Origin of the sequence: Mesorhizobium sp. PUT5 (assembly GCF_052216645.1) — a bacterium.
Lineage (GTDB): Bacteria > Pseudomonadota > Alphaproteobacteria > Rhizobiales > Rhizobiaceae > Mesorhizobium.
On record NZ_JBQOSO010000003.1, the window covers coordinates 3,948,048 to 3,963,372 of the forward strand.

The 15,325-nt window shown below is 67.0% G+C and carries 18 protein-coding genes; 6 read left to right on the forward strand and 12 right to left on the reverse strand.

From position 1 onward, the window contains the following. Positions 1-46: 46 nt before the first annotated feature. Entirely contained in the window at positions 47-1,024 is a 978-nt protein-coding gene (locus ACTDI4_RS20815; RefSeq protein WP_442842965.1) for a sugar kinase, read from the forward strand. 10 nt (positions 1,025-1,034) lie between these two features. Here the strand turns inward: ACTDI4_RS20815 and ACTDI4_RS20820 are convergent, their stop codons facing one another. From ACTDI4_RS20820 to rcdA, 9 genes are all read right to left on the reverse strand, one after another. Beyond that, positions 1,035-2,834 (reverse strand): NAD(P)-binding domain-containing protein, encoded by a 1,800-nt coding sequence (locus ACTDI4_RS20820; protein WP_442842966.1) that lies wholly within the window; start codon positions 2,832-2,834, stop codon positions 1,035-1,037. A gap of 234 nt (positions 2,835-3,068) precedes the next feature. Next, positions 3,069-4,094, reverse strand: coding sequence for a Holliday junction branch migration DNA helicase RuvB (gene ruvB, locus ACTDI4_RS20825; RefSeq protein WP_442842967.1), 1,026 nt, complete (start codon positions 4,092-4,094; stop codon positions 3,069-3,071). Continuing rightward, positions 4,091-4,489: a PIN domain-containing protein gene (locus ACTDI4_RS20830; RefSeq protein ID WP_442842968.1), complete on the reverse strand. Its 399-nt coding sequence runs from the start codon at positions 4,487-4,489 to the stop codon at positions 4,091-4,093. Before ACTDI4_RS20830 ends, ruvB begins: the two co-directional genes overlap by 4 nt. Further along, positions 4,486-4,770, reverse strand: a complete 285-nt coding sequence (locus tag ACTDI4_RS20835; protein WP_442842969.1) for an AbrB/MazE/SpoVT family DNA-binding domain-containing protein — start codon at positions 4,768-4,770, stop codon at positions 4,486-4,488. The genes ACTDI4_RS20830 and ACTDI4_RS20835 overlap by 4 nt, the downstream gene beginning before the upstream one ends. A gap of 54 nt (positions 4,771-4,824) precedes the next feature. Continuing rightward, positions 4,825-5,445, reverse strand: a complete 621-nt coding sequence (gene ruvA / locus ACTDI4_RS20840; RefSeq protein ID WP_442842970.1) for a Holliday junction branch migration protein RuvA — start codon at positions 5,443-5,445, stop codon at positions 4,825-4,827. A gap of 13 nt (positions 5,446-5,458) precedes the next feature. After that, positions 5,459-5,872 carry a type II toxin-antitoxin system VapC family toxin gene (locus ACTDI4_RS20845; protein WP_442842971.1) on the reverse strand — a complete coding sequence of 138 codons (414 nt, stop codon included), beginning with the start codon at positions 5,870-5,872 and terminating at the stop codon, positions 5,459-5,461. Beyond that, the gene (locus ACTDI4_RS20850) at positions 5,872-6,114 is read right to left on the reverse strand and encodes an AbrB/MazE/SpoVT family DNA-binding domain-containing protein (RefSeq protein ID WP_442842972.1); all 243 of its coding nucleotides are present in this window, start codon (positions 6,112-6,114) and stop codon (positions 5,872-5,874) included. Before ACTDI4_RS20850 ends, ACTDI4_RS20845 begins: the two co-directional genes overlap by 1 nt. A 57-nt stretch (positions 6,115-6,171) precedes the next feature. Continuing rightward, positions 6,172-6,681, reverse strand: coding sequence for a crossover junction endodeoxyribonuclease RuvC (gene ruvC, locus ACTDI4_RS20855; RefSeq protein WP_442842973.1), 510 nt, complete (start codon positions 6,679-6,681; stop codon positions 6,172-6,174). Between the two features lie 74 nt (positions 6,682-6,755). After that, positions 6,756-7,283, reverse strand: coding sequence for a protease adaptor protein RcdA (gene rcdA, locus ACTDI4_RS20860; RefSeq protein ID WP_442842974.1), 528 nt, complete (start codon positions 7,281-7,283; stop codon positions 6,756-6,758). Positions 7,284-7,781: 498 nt separating this feature from the next. Between rcdA and ACTDI4_RS20865 the strand changes: the two genes are divergently transcribed. Beyond that, positions 7,782-8,336: a DUF2269 family protein gene (locus tag ACTDI4_RS20865; protein WP_442842975.1), complete on the forward strand. Its 555-nt coding sequence runs from the start codon at positions 7,782-7,784 to the stop codon at positions 8,334-8,336. 41 nt (positions 8,337-8,377) lie between these two features. On the opposite strand, the gene ACTDI4_RS20870 is transcribed toward ACTDI4_RS20865, so the two are convergent. Next, a complete protein-coding gene (locus ACTDI4_RS20870; protein ID WP_442842976.1) occupies positions 8,378-10,030 on the reverse strand; it encodes an acyl-CoA synthetase in 1,653 nt (550 codons plus the stop codon). Positions 10,031-10,104: 74 nt separating this feature from the next. Continuing rightward, positions 10,105-10,875 (reverse strand): sulfite exporter TauE/SafE family protein, encoded by a 771-nt coding sequence (locus ACTDI4_RS20875; RefSeq protein WP_442842977.1) that lies wholly within the window; start codon positions 10,873-10,875, stop codon positions 10,105-10,107. Positions 10,876-11,050: 175 nt separating this feature from the next. On the opposite strand from ACTDI4_RS20875, the gene ACTDI4_RS20880 reads away from it, so the two are divergent. From ACTDI4_RS20880 to ACTDI4_RS20895, 4 genes are all read left to right on the forward strand, one after another. Beyond that, on the forward strand, positions 11,051-11,698 hold the full coding sequence (locus ACTDI4_RS20880; protein WP_442842978.1) for a thiamine phosphate synthase: 648 nt from the start codon (positions 11,051-11,053) through the stop codon (positions 11,696-11,698). A 2-nt stretch (positions 11,699-11,700) separates the two neighbouring features. Then, positions 11,701-12,726 carry a tetratricopeptide repeat protein gene (locus tag ACTDI4_RS20885; RefSeq protein ID WP_442842979.1) on the forward strand — a complete coding sequence of 342 codons (1,026 nt, stop codon included), beginning with the start codon at positions 11,701-11,703 and terminating at the stop codon, positions 12,724-12,726. A gap of 119 nt (positions 12,727-12,845) precedes the next feature. Further along, complete coding sequence (efp, locus tag ACTDI4_RS20890) at positions 12,846-13,412, forward strand: elongation factor P (RefSeq protein WP_442842980.1); 567 nt, start codon at positions 12,846-12,848, stop codon at positions 13,410-13,412. 64 nt (positions 13,413-13,476) lie between these two features. Continuing rightward, positions 13,477-14,277, forward strand: a complete 801-nt coding sequence (locus tag ACTDI4_RS20895) for an inositol monophosphatase family protein (protein WP_442842981.1) — start codon at positions 13,477-13,479, stop codon at positions 14,275-14,277. Here the strand turns inward: ACTDI4_RS20895 and ACTDI4_RS20900 are convergent. Further along, complete coding sequence (locus tag ACTDI4_RS20900; protein WP_442842982.1) at positions 14,243-15,316, reverse strand: helix-turn-helix domain-containing protein; 1,074 nt, start codon at positions 15,314-15,316, stop codon at positions 14,243-14,245. The two genes, ACTDI4_RS20895 and ACTDI4_RS20900, sit on opposite strands and share 35 nt — an antisense overlap. Between the last annotated feature and the right edge of the window lie 9 nt (positions 15,317-15,325).

Genomic DNA, 15,325 nt, shown 5'->3' on the forward strand with positions numbered 1-15,325 from the left:
CCGAAATTATGATATTTACGCGCCAAAAGATTGTTCGGAGACGGGCATGGACGTGAAGCCGGCAGCGCTTTCGACGGGTTCGGTGGGCTCTCTGGGCGAGCTTCTGGTCGAGTTCGTCTGCACCGAGCGGGACGGCCGCAACCGCCGCGCCGCGACCTATATGGGCCCCTTCCCCTCCGGCGCCCCGGCCATCTTCATCGACCAGGCGGCGCGGATCGGGGCAAGGGCGATATTCGCGGGCGCGGTCGGCGACGATGCCTTCGGGCAGGTGCTGCGCGAGCGCCTGGCAAGTGCGGGCGTGTCCCGCGACCTGGTCAGGACCGTGGCCGGCGTTCCGACCGGCACCGCCTTCGTCAGCTACAACAGCGACGGCAGCCGCGACTTCGTGTTCAACATCGCCCGCTCGGCCGCCGCGCGCTTCCCGGCCGGGGCCGAAGCCGTGGAAGCCGTGTGCGGCTTCGGCGCGGACGTCTTTCACATCTCGGGCTCGACGCTGGGCGACCCCTCCATGGCGAAAGCCGCGCTGGAAATATGCCGGGGTCTGCACGCGGCCGGCGTGGAAATCTCCTTCGACCCCAACGTCCGCAAGGAGTTGCTGGCCGACCCGGCCTATATGGAAACGGTGACGGCGCTGCTCGGCCTCGCGGCCTACGTGCTGCCGAGCAGCGAAGACGCCGAGGTGCTGTTTCCCGGCGAATCCTTCGCCGACTTCGCGCCGCGCCTGCATGCCGGGGGCGCGCGCTGCGTGGTGCTGAAGCGCGGGGCGCAGGGCTGCATCGGATCGGACCCAAGCGGGGCCGTGGAAGCACTCGCAGGCCATGCGGTGGAGGTGGTGGACCCCACCGGCGCCGGCGACTGCTTCTGCGCCACCTTCGTGGCGCTTACCGTGTCCGGCCGCTTCGGCTTCCGCGACGCGCTGGCCCGCGCCAATGCCGCCGGCGCGCTTGCCGTCGGCAGGATCGGCCCCATGGAAGGCAACAGCACCCTGGCCGAGATAGAAGCCTTCCTGGCAAGCCGCCGCTGATGCCGCAGCCCTACTTGGTGTGATGCACCTGCTGGAGGCCGTAGACCGGCGTCGGGATGCCTTCCATGCGCGCCTTCAATTGCAGAGACAGGAATTGCGAATAATGGCGCGACTGGTGCAGGTTGCCGCCATGGAACCATAGCGCTTCCTGCTGGGTGGGCTTCCACATGTTGCGTTGCTCGCCCTCCCACGGGCCGGGGTCCTTCGGCGTGTCCGAGCCCAGGCCCCAGACCTTGCCGACCCTGTCGGCCGTCTCCTGGTCGATCAGGTCGGCCACCCAGCCGTTCATGGAGCCGTAGCCGGTGGCGTAGACGATCACGTCGGCGGCGATCTCGGTGCCGTTGGCCAGCCTGACGGCATCCTCGGTGATCTCCTCCACTTGGCCGGAGGCCAGCTTGATCTTGCCGTCGATGACCAGTTGCGAGGCGCCGATGTCGATATAGTAGCCCGAGCCGCGGCGGACATATTTCATGAACAGGCCGGAATCGTCCGTCCCGAAATCGAGCAGGAAGCCCGCCTTTTCCAGGTCTTCGTAGAATTTGGCGTCGATCTGGCGGATCTTGTCGTAGAGCGGCTTCTGGATCTCGGGCAGGACCGCATAGGGCAGGGAGGCGAAGATGAGATCGGCTCTGGCCGTGGTCATGCCGTTCTGCACCGCGCGCTCGGAATAAAGCTCCTGCATCGTGACGTCCATCAGCGTGTCCGACCGGACGACATGCGTCGAGGAGCGCTGAACCATGGTGACATCGACACCGGCCTCGTAGAGCGCGGCGCAGATATCGTGCGCCGAATTGTTCGAGCCGATGACGACGACCTTCTTGCCGCGGTAGGCGTCGGGGCCGGGATGTCTGGAGGAATGGTGCTGCTCGCCCCTGAAGCGGTCGCTGCCCCTGAAGGCGGGGATGTTCGGCTTGCCCGACATGCCGGTGGCGAAGACCAGGTGCTTGGGCCGCAGCGTGATCTTTTCGCCGTGGCGGTCGACCACAACCTCCCATTCCTTCCTGTCCTCGTTCCAGCGGGCCGACCTGGCCTCGGTGGAGGACCAGTAGTTCAGCTCCATCACCTTGGCGTACATCTCCAGCCAGTCGCCGATCTTGTCCTTGGGCGAGAAGACGGGCCAGTTCTTGGGGAAGTCGATATAGGGCAGGTGGTCGTACCAGACGGGGTCGTGCAGGCACAGCGACTTGTAGCGCTTGCGCCAAGAATCGCCGGCGCGCTCGTTCTTCTCCACGATGATGGCGGGCACGCCGAGCTGGCGCAGCCTGGCGCCGAGCGCGATGCCGCCCTGGCCGCCGCCGATGACGACGACATAGGGCTGCTTCTCGAAGCCGAGCGTGCGGAGTTCCTCCTCGCGCTCCTCGATCCAGTTCTTGACGCCGACATTCTGGCCGTGCTTGGCGCCGAGCGGACGGGTGAAGCCGGCCTTCTCCTCATGGCCCTTCAGTTCGGCCATGGTGGTCAGCAGCGTCCAGATGCGGCCGTCCCGGACCCGGATCAGGCCATAGCCGCGCGCCGCCTCGGTCTCGAAGGAAATCCAGCTCTGCACCACACCGTCGGCCTCGGTGGCCTCCTCGCCCTCGGCCACCCGCCAGTTCGACGGCCTGACGTCGGCGAGCCGGGCGAGAAGCATGTCGCGCACCTGGTCGCGGCCCTCCATCGTCTTGAGGTTCCAGGTGAAGGCGACGAGGTCGCGCCAGTAGCACTGGTCGGCGAACATTTCGACCGCCTCGTCGATGCGTCCGCCCGCCAGCGCGGCGCCGAACTTGTCCAGCAGTTCCTGCATCCTCGCGGTGGGGGCTTTGTCGAGCATGTCTCTCTCCCTTTGCCTTGCGCGGCCCTTTGCTTCGCGCCGCAAGCGGGGGAGCGTCGGGCGGCGCAGCCGCAACTGGGGGCGAGGCGTTCGAACCCTGCGACAGCGCCCCGGCCGCCGGCGTTCCTCCAGCCCGGCATGCTGGCACAGGCGGAAGGTCTCCACAATAGCGGCCCCGCCGGGTCGAAGCGGGCCGGTTGCCAGGCCGCTCGTGGCCGCGGCCGGGTGGTTTTTTCAGAAGTCGAAGCGATCCTGCCCCGGCTCCACGGGCGCTTCCAGGCCCAGATGGCGCCAGGCGTTGGCGGCCAGCACGCGGCCCCGCGGCGTACGCTGGATGAAGCCCTGCTGGAGCAGGTAGGGCTCGATGATGTCCTCGATGGCGTCGCGCGGCTCCGACAGGGCCGCCGCGATGGTTTCGATGCCCACCGGCCCGCCGCCGAAATTCTGCGCGACCATGGAAAGGTAGCGCCGGTCGAGCGCATCCAGCCCGAGCGAGTCCACCTCCAGCCTGGACAGCGCCTCGTCGGCAACGTGCCGCGTGACCTTTTCGGCCCCCGCGACCGAGGCGAAATCGCGCACGCGCCTGAGCAGGCGTCCGGCGATGCGCGGGGTGCCGCGCGCGCGGCGCGCGATCTCCACCGCGCCGTCGTCGCCGAGCGGCATGGAAAGGATGCGCGCGCCACGCCGCACGATCAGTTCCAGCTCCTCCACCGTGTAGAAATTGAGCCGCACCGGAATGCCGAAACGGTCGCGCAACGGATTGGTGAGCAGGCCGAGCCGCGTGGTGGCGGCAACCAGCGTGAAGCGGGCGAGGTCGATCTTGACCGAACGCGCCGCCGGCCCCTCGCCGATGATAAGGTCGAGTTGGAAGTCCTCCATGGCCGGATAGAGAATCTCTTCCACCGCCGGGTTCAGCCGGTGGATTTCGTCGATGAACAGGACGTCGCGGTCCTCCAGATTGGTCAGCAGGGCGGCGAGATCGCCGGCCTTGGCGATGACCGGGCCGGAGGTCGAGCGGAAGTTGACGCCCATTTCGCGCGCCATGATCTGGGCCAGCGTGGTCTTGCCGAGGCCGGGCGGGCCGACGAACAGCACATGGTCGAGCGCCTCGCCGCGCGTCTTGGCCGCTTCGATGAACACCTTCAGATTGGCGCGCGCCGCCGCCTGTCCGACGAAATCGTCGAGCGTCTGCGGGCGCAGCGTCTGGTCGGCGTCCTCGCCGCGCTTTTCGGAACTGATCAGGCGGGGAGAAGGGTTCAAGACAGAAGTTCCATGGAAGGGACGCGCCGGGCGGCAACCTTATCGAAAGTGACGGTAGCCGTGCAGCCCATCCTTTCAGCCGACCATGCTATCAGATGATCGGCAAGCTGCGAGCGTGCCGAAGCCGGCTCGTCAAGTAGCACGGCGAGCCGGTCGCCATGCTCCAGCACGAAATCGTCGCTAGCCAGCAGGTTGCGCACCAGATTCTCGACCGCAGCCCGGGAATAGCCGAGGTGCCGCCGGAGAAGCCATACGGTTTCGGCGAGGACGATCGAACTGACAAAGGCGGGATCGTTCACCGTCCGTCCCGCGAAAAAGATGCGAGCCATCTCATTCTGGCGTTGATCGTCCGGAGCGACGAGCCGGACAAGCACGTTGGTATCGACCCCGATCAATCGATGCCCTCATGCCATTCGCGCTGGATGCGTTCATCGTCCTCCGCGACGGCCTCCATGATGGCCTCGTCCATTTCTTCGATACTCAACGACCTACCCGAAGGAGGCGGACCCAGGATACCGGCAAGATCCACCGCACGCAGCTTGCGTGGCCTGACGATCGCTTTGTCGCCCTCGACGATCCACTCGATGCGCGCCCCTTGCGCCAGCCCGAGCTTGTCCCGCACTTCCTTCGGCACGGTCGTCTGGCCTTTAGATGTAATGCTGCCGATCATACCCATGGCGCTTCTCCTTACCCTACGATCATAGTAAGGAATGTCTCTCCAATCAAGGAATCACCGTGCCAGTTCCTTCAGCCCGAGGCGGATGAGCCTGGACGAATCCGCGCCTTCGCCCGCCGTCTTCAGTGCCGCCGCGACCGCATTGGCGGCGATGTCGCGCGAATAGCCGAGATTGGTGAGCGCCGAGACCGCGTCGGCCACCGGCGCGGGCGCCACGCCCTCGCCCAGTTCCTGCTTGAGGCCTATGGTGCCGGTCGCCTCGCCGGCATAGGCGGGCGCCTTGTTCTTCAATTCCGTGACGATGCGCTCGGCCACCTTCTTGCCGACGCCGGGCGCACGGCTGACCATGGCGATGTCGCGCAGCGCGATCGCATTGGCCAGGTCGGCCGGCGCCAGCGTCGACAGCACCGCCAGCGCCACCTTGGCGCCGACGCCCTGCACGTTGTTCATGAGCAGGCGGAACCATTCGCGCTCCAGCGCCGACTGGAAGCCGTAGAGCCGGATCATGTCCTCGCGCACATAGGTCTCGATGAACAGCACCACCGCATCGCCGGGCGCGGGAAGCGCTGCCAGCGTGCGCGAGGGACAGAAGGCGACATAGCAGACACCGTGCACGTCGATGAGGCAATGGTCCTCGTCGACTTCCTCCAGAGTGCCCTTGAGCTTGCCGATCATCGAAGGCTCCATCTCATGGGTGTGTTTCCGGGGCGACGATCCGCAACATTGGAAAATAGGCCCGGTATCGGTGCAGATCCCGTGTGAGCAGCGAATAGCCACGTATGGCCGCATGGGCCCCGATATAGAAATCCGGCGAGGGCGAGCGCTTCGGGCCGCCGCCGCGGCGATAGGCCAGGAAGGCGTGCCCGGCAACGAATGCCGCCTCCCACGGCAAATCCTCCCGGACGAAGCGCGACGGGGACAATGCCGCGTCGAGACGCGCTTCCAGGGCAAACCCCGCCGCCATCTCGGCATAGACGACCTGATTGATCACGATGGGCCCCTGGGCTCGCAGCCGTTCGATGGCGCGGGTCGACCAATCTTCCCACGGGCTGCCCACGTCGAACAGATCGATCAGCACGTTCGTGTCGACCAGCGTCGGCATCAATCCCTCAGCAGCTTGAGGAATTCGTCGGCGCTCATGCCGCCGAGATCCATGGTTCCCTTGTGCCGGCGAATGTGATCCATGAATTCCGCGACCTCGCCCCCGACATCGGAAGGCGACGCCCGGCGCAGGATGGCGACATCATCCTGGAGGCTGAACTCGACCTCGCTTCCCGGCACGATCCCCAGCTTGCGGCGAACGTTCCTCGGAATCGTCACCTGGCCTTTTTCAGTCACCCGCATCAGTAATACCTCAAAGGTATTACTTACCCGGCAGACAGGAACAAGTCAAGAACAAACCTATCCGGCCAATGCCATGCGATAGGCCGCGCTCTGGCGATGATGGGCATGGCAGATGGCGATCGCCAGCGCATCGGCGGCATGCTCGGTGTCGAAGGAAGCCTTCGGCAGCAGCACCTTCACCATCATGTGGATCTGCTTCTTGTCGCCATGGCCGACGCCGATCACCGCCTTCTTGACCGCATTCGGCGCATATTCGGCGACGGCGAGCCCGGCGCGCGCCGGCACCAGCATGGCGATGCCGCGCGCCTGGCCGAGTTTCAGGGTCGCGACCGCATCCTTGTTGACGAAGGTCTGCTCCACCGCCGCCTCATGCGGCATGGCGGCCGAAAGCACTTCGGCGAGGCCGTCGTGCAACTGGCACAGCCTTGCGGCCAGCGCCGCCTTGTCGTCGGAGCGCACGGTGCCGGAGGCGACGAAGCGCAGCGTGTTGCCGAGGCTTTCCACGATGCCCCAGCCGGTGCGCCGCAGCCCCGGATCGATGCCGATGATTCGAATCGCCTGTCCCATCGCCCCCAGCCTAGTCGAGGCGGCCAGCGATGCCAGCAAAATGTGAACAAACCGGAAACTTCGGGACGGAAAGGTCAGCCGCGCCCGAACGCGGTGTTGAGCAGGGTGATCTGGTCGGACACGGGATTGCAGCGGCCGGCCGCCGGCCGCCGCGCCGCGCCGCCGCCATAGATTTCCTCGTCCATGCGCCGCACCAGCGCCTGCAGCCGCAGCGAGCGCTGCACCAGGTCGAGGAAATCCGGCGGCAGTTCGTTCCAGCCGGCGGCGTCCTCATGCGCGGAAGCGGTATCGAGCCGGACCTTGACCTTCTCGGACGCGACCTGGTCGCGCGTCATCTCGCCGGAATTGGCGGCGCGCTGCAGCAGGAGCCAGGACGCGATCTGCATGAGGCGGGTGGTCAGCCGCATCGATTCGGCGGCATAGAGCGTGGCGCCGAGGCGCGACAGCGTCTTGGCTTCGACCCGGCCCTTGCCGTCGAGATATTCCGCCGCCTGCTCCACCAGCCCCATGCCTTCGCCGTAGAGCGGCTTGAAAGATTGCGAGAAAACCCGGCGCTCCGCCAGCTTGATCGTCTTCGCGCTTTCCCTCGAAGGTTCGTTCATAAACACCACCCTGTGCCCGCCTGTCGTGCACCGATTCGGCTTCGCCGCCGGCCCGCACCCTATATGACCGGGCCGCGAAAATGCGCCTCGTCTCGTTCCAAGGCAAGCGCATGTTTAACAAACGGTTAACGGCGGATTGGTGGCGGCCGGAATAAAAAAAGAGCCGCGGATGAGGCGGCTCTCAGGAGTTTAACAGGGAGGCGTCAAACAAAGTGGCTCCAACCACTCGGTAAGAATCCAGATCACTGGATGCCCACAGTAAACGCCCGTAAAGCTTAACCGCGGCTTAATGGCAGGCGGATTTTTCCGCGCGGGCAGCCCGCACCGCGCCGCCCGGCAGCCTCAGCCGCACCGCCTGAAACAGAGCCGGCGCCGGGCCGGCATCGTCCCGAAACAGGCCCGGTGGTAAACGCCCGCTCCTCAAGGCGGCCAGGGCATCGCTCCCGCCGCTCCGCCCGTCACGGGCAATGCTTCCAACAGCAACGCAAGGGACATATCATGGACTGGTATTCGATCGTCAAATTCCTTCACATCGCCTGCGCCCTGGTGTGGGTGGGCGGCGGCTTCACGCTCATGCTGCTGGCCGTCCGCGCCCAACGCGCCGGCAATGTCGAGGCCATGCTGCAGGCCATGCGCGCCACGGGAGAGCTGGGCAACCGCCTGTTCGCGCCGCTGTCGCTGCTGACGCTGGCCTTCGGCCTGGTCATGTGCGGCTTCTGGGTCGGCTTTTCCGAGCTTTGGATCGTGATCGGCCTGGCCGGCTACTTCGTCACCTTCTCGGTCGGCATGCTGGTGTTCAAGCCCACCGCCGAAAGGATGGGCAAGATGATCGCCAAGGATGGCGTCACCCCCGCCGCCCTGGCGCAGGGCCGGCGCATCCTGAGCGCGGCGCGCTTCGACTATTCGGTCATGCTGGTCATCGTCGCCGACATGGTGCTGAAGCCCACGCTCGAGGACGGCTTCGTGCTGGGCGCGATGGCGCTGGTCGTGCTGGGCGGGGCGGCGCTCGCGCTGTCCAGCAATCCGCGGGCCATGAAGCCCGCGCATGCCTGACGATGTGTTCTTCCCGGCGCCCGACGGCGGACAGGCTGCCGTCAGGCGCCCTTGGCCGCTTCCCTGGCCATCTCGCGCAGGCGGAACTTCTGGATCTTGCCGGTCGAGGTCTTGGGGATCTCGGCGAAGATGATCGCCTTGGGCACCTTGAAGCGGGCCAGCAGCGCGCGGCAATGTTCGAGGATCTCGGCCTCGGTGGCGCTCCTGCCCGGCTTCAGCTCGACATAGGCGATCGGCACCTCGCCCCACTTGTCGTCCTGGCGCGCGACGACCCCGCAGGAGGCGACCGCCGCATGCTTGTAGAGCACGTCCTCCACCTCGATGGAGGAGATGTTCTCGCCGCCGGAGATGATGATGTCCTTGGAGCGGTCCTTGAGCTGGATATAGCCGTCCGGATGCATGACGCCGAGGTCGCCCGAGTGGAACCAGCCGCCGGCGAAGGCCTCGTCGCTGGCCTTGCGGTTCTTCAGATACCCCTTCATGACGATGTTGCCGCGGAACATGACCTCGCCGATGGTCTCGCCGTCGGCCGGCGTCTTTTCCATCGTTTCGGGGTCCATCACGGTCAGGTCCTCCAGCGCGGCATAGCGCACGCCCTGGCGCGCCTTCCTGGCCGTGCGCGCGGCCTTGTCGAGCGCGTCCCATTCGCCGTGCCACTCATTGACCACCGCCGGCCCGTAGGTCTCGGTCAGCCCATAGAGATGGGTGACGGCGAAACCCGCATCCGCCATGCCCGACAGCACCGCTTCCGGCGGCGGTGCCGCGGCGGTGTTGAAGGTGACCGTCTGCGGGAAGCCGCGCCGGTCCTCGTCGGCGGCGTTGATGAGCAGCGACATGACGATCGGCGCGCCGCACAGATGGGTGACGCCGTGGTCGGCGATGGCCGCGTACATGGCCTTGGCCCGCACCCAGCGCAGGCACACATGCGTGCCCGCCTGCACCGCCAGCGTCCAGGGAAAGCACCAGCCGTTGCAGTGGAACATCGGCAATGTCCACAGATAGACGCAATGCTTGCCCATGCCCGCATGGATCGTGTTGGCGTAGGCCATCAGCGCCGCGCCGCGATGGTGGTAGACCACGCCCTTGGGATTGCCGGTGGTGCCGGATGTGTAGTTGAGCGAGATGGCGTCCCACTCGTCGTCGGGCATCGACCAGGCGAAATCGGGATCGCCGCCGGCGATGAGATCCTCGTAGTCCAGCGTGCCGATGCGCTCGCCCTTGGGATAGGGCGCGTCGTCGCCGTAGTCGGGATCGTCATAGTCGATGACCAGCGGCCGAACCCTGGCGATGGCCAGCGCCTCCTTGACCACTGCGGAGAACTCGCGGTCGACGATCACCACCTTGGCCTCCGCATGGTCGAGCTGGAAGGCGACGACGGCCGCATCGAGGCGCGTGTTGAGGCAATGCAGCGCCGCCTTGACCATCGGCACGCCGAAATGCGCCTCCAGCATGGGCGGCGTGTTGGACAGCATCACCGTCACCGTGTCGCCCTTGCCGATGCCGTGCTTCGCCAGCGCCGAGGCGAGCCGGCACGAACGGCGCCAGAAGTCGCGGTAGCTCGTGCAGCTGTCGCCGTGGATGATGGCGACGTGCTCGGGAAAGGTCCTGGCCGCCCGCTCCAGATACGAGATCGGCGTCAGCGGCTGGTAGTTGGCCGGATTCTTGTCCAGGTCGAGATCGTAGGGATTGGCCATGCGGCCCTCCAGGATGACATTCTTTCCCCGCTTCTAAGCATAGAGCGCGCGGGCCGTCACCTGCTACGAAAAAGCTAGAGCACGCCGGCGAGGCTGTCCCACAGCAGCTTGACGCCGACCATGGCCACGGTGGCATAGGTGAGGGGATAGAAGATTTCCGGATGCATGCGGCGCACGATCCAGGCACCGGCGAGCGTGGCCAGCGGCGCCAGCGGCATCAGCACCAGCGAGGCCGTCAGATTGGTGGTGTCGAACTGGCCGAGCGCGAAATAGGGGACGAGCTTCAGTGCATTGGTGACGGCGAAGAAGATCGCCGTCGTGCCCGACAATATCTTCGGATCGAGACGAAGCGGCAGCGTATAGATCTGAAACGGCGGGCCGCCGAGATGGGCCACGAAGGACGTAAAACCGGCGATGGCGCCCCAGACGGCAGCGGCGGCACGGTTCGGCTTGGCCGTGTGCTCGGCGCCGTGGCGGAGCCGCAGATAGAGCCAGCGCAGCACGAAGGCCAGCGCGATCGTCCCTATGATCAGCCGCACCATCTCCTCGGTGACCATGGCGGCGAACAGCCATCCGATCCCGATGCCGGCGATGGAGCCGGGCAGAGTGTCGATCAGCGTCCGGCGGTCGTAGACGCCCCGCCATGTCCACAGCGCCGCCACGTCCATCAGGCACAGGATCGGCAGCAGAATGGCCGCCGCCTGTACCGGCGGCATGACCAGCGCCATCAGCGGCACGCCGACGAAACCGACCCCGCCGCCCAGGCCGCCCTTGGAGAGGCCGACGAGCAGCACGGCGGGCACCGCCGCGGCATAGAACCAGGGGTCGACGAGCAGAAGTTGCATGCGGGGGAGGCCTCTCTTGCATTTGTCGGATAAACGTTTTGGGCGCGCTTGACGAGAGGCGCCGCATCGCTTTCGCCCGCCGCGGCGCGGCGCTGTTCAAGCCTCGCGCTTTGGTCTATGCCGCAATGCAACCATCTTCGCCCCGCATAGGCGGGACCGGACCGGATACGCCCGCATGAACCAGACCCCCGCCCCCAATCGCTGCCGCATCGTGCTGATCGCGTCGCCCCGCGTGCCCGAAAGCCGCGTCCGCGCCGCCCTGTCGGGCGGCGATGTCGCCTCGCTCATCCTCGATGCCGGCGGCCTGGACGAGGCCGCCTTCCAGGCTTTCGCCGAACAGGTCGTGCCGGCCGCGCAGGCGGCGGGCGTGGCCGTGGTAATCGCCGGCGACAGCCGCATCGCCGGCCGCGTCCATGCCGACGGCCTGCACATGGAAGCGGGCAAGGACGAGCTTGCCGACGCGATCGAACGGCACCAGGCCAGGATGATGGTGGGCACCGGCGGCGCCAAGACGCGCGACGATGCGCTGGAACTGGGCGAGGAACGCCCCGACTACATCTTTTTCGGCCGTTTCGGCTACGATACGAAGCCGGAGCCGCACGCGCGCAACCTGGCCTTGGGCGCCTGGTGGTCCGAGATGATCGAGATCCCCTGCATCGTCATGGCCGGCGCCGATCTGGCCTCGGCCGAGGCCGTGGCCGCGACCGGCGCGGAATTCGTGGCTCTGTCGGCGGCGGTCTTCTCCGAAGGGGTCGATCCGGCGGCGGCCGTGGCCGAGGCCAACGCGCTGCTCGACCGCACCGCGCCGCGCTTCGGGGCCTGACGATGCGGCGCTGGCCCGTCCTGCTCGCGTTGCTGATGGCGCCCGGAGGCGCGCTTGCCGCCGACGACGGCGGCGAGGCGCCGCATTCCGCAGCCCCGCGCATGGACCGGCCGATCGCCAATCCGCTGCCGCAGCCGGCCACGATGGACGCGCCGCCGCCTTCCGCCGAGGCCGTCGATCCCGCACGCTTCGGCGCGCGGCCGGCCGATGCCGCCTATGGCGCCTATCAGCGCGGCCTCTACAAGACCGCCTACAACCTGGCGATCGAGCGCGCGAAGAACGGCGACCCGGCCGCCCAGGTGCTCGTGGCGGAAATCCTGTCGCGCGGGCTCGGCATGCCGGTGGACCAGGCCGAGGCCGCAAGATGGTATGCCCGCGCCGCCGAGCAGGGCGCACCGGAGGCGCAGTTCCAGTATGCGCTGATGCTGCTCGACGGCCGCTACGTGAAGAAGGACGAGAAGGGGGCCTACGCACTGTTGCAGGCGGCGGCCGAGGCGGGCAATCCGCTGGCGCAGTTCAATTTCGCGCAACTCCTGGTCGGCCAGGACCCCGGCGAGGCCGGCTTTGTCCGCGCCGTGCCCTATTACGAGCGCGCCGCCGCCACGGGCCTTGCCGATGCGCAATATGCCATGGCGCAGTTCTATGCCAACGGCATCGGCGGCAAGAAGAAGGACGACGGCGCGGCGCGGCGCCTGCTGGCGCAGGCCGCGCGCCAGAATTACGACACCGCCCAGCTCGACCTCGGCCAATGGATGATCGACGGCCGCGGCGGCCCGCGCGACCTCAAGGGCGGTTTCGCCTGGATGAAGCGCGCGGCCGAGGGCGGCAACGTCGCCGCCCAGAACCGGCTGGCCAAGCTCTATATGGGCGGCATCGGGATCGAGCCGGACATCGTCGCCGGCGCCGCCTGGTACATCGTGGCCCGCCGCGCCGGCCTGATCGACCAGCAGATGGAAGACTTCATGCGCGGGCTGGACGAGGCGCAGACCAGGCAGGCGCTGCAGAAGGCCAACAGGCTCAAGCCCTGACGGGGCCGCGCGCCGCGATCGCATCGGCGCCTCTCTTGCCTCTTGGGGCGTTTTGTGGTCTTGGAAGCGCCGGAACGGCCTTCTCGGCGTTCTTTTCCTCTTTCCGGATCGTTTCAACCATGGCCAAGATCAGTGGCAACGAAATCCGTCCCGGCAACGTCATCGAGCATGACGGCGGCCTGTGGGTGGCGGTGAAGACCAATTCGGTGAAGCCTGGCAAGGGCGGCGCCTACAACCAGGTCGAGCTGAAGAACCTCATCACCGGCACCAAGCTCAACGAGCGCTTCCGCTCCGCCGAAACGGTCGAGCAGGTCAACCTGGAATACAAGGACTTCTCCTTCCTTTACGAGCAGGGCGACGCGCTCGTCTTCATGGACACCGAGAGCTACGAGCAGCTCGAGCTGGACAAGGACTTCGTCGGCGACCGTGCCGCCTTCCTTCAGGATGGCATGATGGTGACGGTACGCCTCTACGGCGAGAAGCCGATCGGCATCTCCCTGCCCGACCAGGTCGTCCTCGCCATCACCGAGGCCGACCCGGTGGTGAAGGGCCAGACCGCCGCTTCCTCCTACAAGCCGGCGATACTGGAAAACGGCGTCCGCGTCATGGTGCCGCCCTTCATCGAGGCCGGCGAGAAGATCCTCGTCGACACCAACGAGATCACCTATCTGCGCCGCGCCGACTGACCGGCGGGGCCGCGACGGCCCCTTCCCGTCAGGCCGGTGCGCCCTCCAACCGGAGTAACCCCGCATGGCCCGTTCCGCTCTTCTCAACGTCATGGTCCAGGCCGCCATGAAGGCCGGACGCTCGCTGTCGCGCGACTTCGGCGAGGTGCAAAACCTGCAGGTGTCGATGAAGGGACCGGGCGACTATGTCAGCCAGGCCGATCGCCGCGCCGAGGACATCATCTTCACCGAATTGTCGAAGGCACGGCCCGGCTACGCCTTCCTGATGGAGGAGCGCGGCGCGGTCGAGGGCAGCGACGACCAGCACCGCTGGATCGTCGATCCGCTGGACGGCACCACGAACTTCCTGCACGGCATCCCGATCTTCTCCATCTCGATCGCCCTGGAGCGGCAGGGCCAGCTTGTCGCCGGCGTCGTCTACAATCCGGCCATGGACGAGCTTTACACCGCCGAGCGCGGCGGCGGCGCCTTCATGAACGACAGGCGGCTGCGCGTGGCGGCCCGCACCAAGCTTGCCGATGCCGTCATCGGCTGCGGCGTGCCGCATCTCGGGCGCGGCCAGCACGGCAATTTCCTCATCGAGCTGCGCAACGTCATGGGCGAGGTGTCCGGCATCCGCCGCCTGGGCTCGGCCGCGCTCGACCTTGCCTATGTCGCGGCGGGCCGCATGGACGGCTTCTGGGAGAACCAGCTCTCGGCCTGGGACATCGCCGCCGGCATGCTGCTGATCCGCGAGGCCGGGGGCTTCGTGTCGGACGCCTCCGGCGGCCAGGACATGCTGGACACCGGTTCCGTCGTCGCCGGCAACGAGACCATCCAGCGTTCCCTGCTCAAGGTGCTGAAGAAGCCGATCTCGGCGCGCTGACCCGCTGGGATCCGCAGGATCGTCGGCGATGGTCCCGCCAGGCCGTCGGGCTTTCGCCCATGACCCGCAGGAATTCGCGGTTGAAGTTCGACTTGCTGAGGAAGCCCGCTTCCAGCATGGCATGCGTGACGCTGCCCTGCGTCGTCTCCAGCAGCCGGCAGGCCTCGGCGATGCGGTAGTTGTTGACATATTGCGACACGCTCTTGCGGCAGACCCGGTTGACGGCCTGCGAAACGCGCCGTGCCGGCAGGCTCAGCCTGCGCGCGATGCGCCGCAGGTTGAGTTCGCTTTCCTTGTAGAGCCCCTCGCGCATGAGGGCGCCCACTCTTTCCACCACGAACTCGTCGGCGTCGGTCGCTTCCGGGACGCATCTGTCCAGCGGTCCCTCGCCCGCCTCTTCCCCGACCTGGGCGGTCCCGGCAACGGACGCCACCCAGCCGAGCACCAGCAGCGCCGCGACATTGCCGACCGCCACCATCGCGCCCGAACGCGCGCCGCCGTTGGCGATCAGATCGAAGCTGATCAGCAGGTCCGTCAACGCCGAACCGACAAGCGCAAGCCCGGTGACCTGCAGCGAACGGTATGAAACGGTTGAACCGTCGAGCCGCGAGGCGACCAGCATGTCGGGACCGCCGCGCGAGAGCCACAGCAGCGCGCCGCCGTAGCCCAGGAACGCCGCCATGATGACGGGCCCGACCGGATCACGCCAGAAGGCCAGCAGCAGCGCCACGGCCACGGCCGGCAGGACGTGCGGCCAGCCGTCGCGAAGCAATGGCGGCGGGTCCTCGACCGTCAGCCGGCGGAAGCCGATCCAGGCCAGCCCCGCGATCAAGGTGGCAAGCACTGCCTGCACGGGCATGAGCGTCATCAGGCCGTAGCCCCAGCGCAGCCCGATCAGGACGGATTGGACGGCATAGGCCGCGATCAGCAGCGAAATTGGCGCGACGGCCCGCAGATCCCACTCGTGCCGGCGCAGCATCTGGGCAAGGACGATCACGAGCAGCAACGCGACCACGAAAGGCAGGGGCACGAAGATCATCGGCGGACG